This is a genomic window from Solemya elarraichensis gill symbiont (assembly GCF_002021095.1).
Taxonomy (GTDB): Bacteria; Pseudomonadota; Gammaproteobacteria; order Chromatiales; family Chromatiaceae.
In genome coordinates this window covers 1-1,429 of sequence record NZ_MPRK01000337.1, presented here as the reverse complement: position 1 = coordinate 1,429, position 1,429 = coordinate 1, and the positions used below count along the sequence as shown (strand labels likewise).

Sequence of the window (1,429 nt, the reverse complement as noted above, 5' to 3'; positions counted from 1 at the left end):
TTTCCTTTGGCGCTGGCGCACGTCAGAAAAACAGTCTCGCCTAGTGGCTACCGGGGACTACGCGCCTTCGATTCTCTCTCCTTGGCGCGCAGCGATTGATGAAGAATAGAGTTTTAATATAGCGTAATTAGTCGGTAAATTCGCTTCAGTATCTAAATCTAAAGATGCTAAACGGTGACTTACAGTCAAATTACGGATTTCTGGCAGTGTGCTTATTAAGTAATCTATAACAAAGAAGACATCTATGGCCAAAAGAATAAACAATGTCATAAATGCAAATCTTGTCGTGATATGGAATGGTATTTCAGATTTATAGACAGTCTCTTTCACATGCTTTCCACAATATAATTATCAATGCAGCAAACTTTGAATTAGGGAACCGGAATGTCCCCTGCAAAACGGACAAAAATGACCAATAAAACCCCTAGCCGTTATTATCCATTTGAAACAATGTCTTAACTGTACTAAGTATTTGTTCTGCTTTTCATAATGATAATAGAAACCGGACATAACCATCCTCACCCTAACCGATTAAATACAGATGTACTATAGGAATTCTTTGAAACAGAGTAGATAAAGCTATGTCTGCTTCTGGCCGGAAGCAGTCATTAGTGTGGATTTTCTGCTCGATCTAGCCGAACGACCGCTTCCGACCCAAAGCGGACATTGGCTAAATGTCTACTAATGAATAATAAGTTAAACTGAAAGCAGACAAATATTAAAGAATATTAGGCTGCTGCATTCTAATAAGGTAAAAGACGGCTGCAGTCTATATCACTGTTCGGTGACGCATAGATGGGAAGAGAAAGTAAATGATGACACGACAGTGGTGGAACAACTGCTCCGTAGGCCAGGAAGCCGCTTCGGAAATCTTGGCCATCGATAGTCTGGAGGATCAGATTGCCCCCATTGGAGCGAACCTATCGAAGATTCGAGAACTGATTGGAAGCCTTGAAATGTGTCACCACAAGGCCGAGAAATGGGTCAGCAACATCATTGAAGCCATCGCAACCGGAGAGACCAGTAAGGGATTGGGCACTCGATCACCTGGCCAAGTTCATCCCACTGAAGTCGTATCGAAGAATGCCTGTGGTGCCCTCTCAGGCTGGGTTGCAGGATGTCCCAGCACATCGATCGACTTAACCATAGGTACTGTTCCGGCGTCTCGGGTTTTTGCTTGCCTAGGGGAACGCTCGCCACTGAAAGAATGGCAGGTCCAGCGGGTGATCGAAAAGATCCGCAGCTGGATCGATTTTCCGAGATCGCTTGAGGACCCGAGCACACAGTATGCATGGCTCTCTTACGGCCAAAATGACTGCCCGGACCACTACAAGGAACACCAGGATTTCTGGAGGCAGACGGTTGAGACAATCCCCTTTGAAGAGCTTCAGATAGACGGTGAGGATTTCTCGTTGGGTCTTGCCATCGA

The 1,429-nt window shown here is 45.2% G+C and carries 1 protein-coding gene; it reads left to right on the top strand.

The genetic code is table 11. The features are described 5' to 3' along the window. Window positions 1–812: 812 nt before the first annotated feature. On the top strand, window positions 813–1,429 hold a 617-nt coding region (locus tag BOW51_RS10765; RefSeq protein ID WP_153039651.1), incomplete at its 3' end, for a hypothetical protein.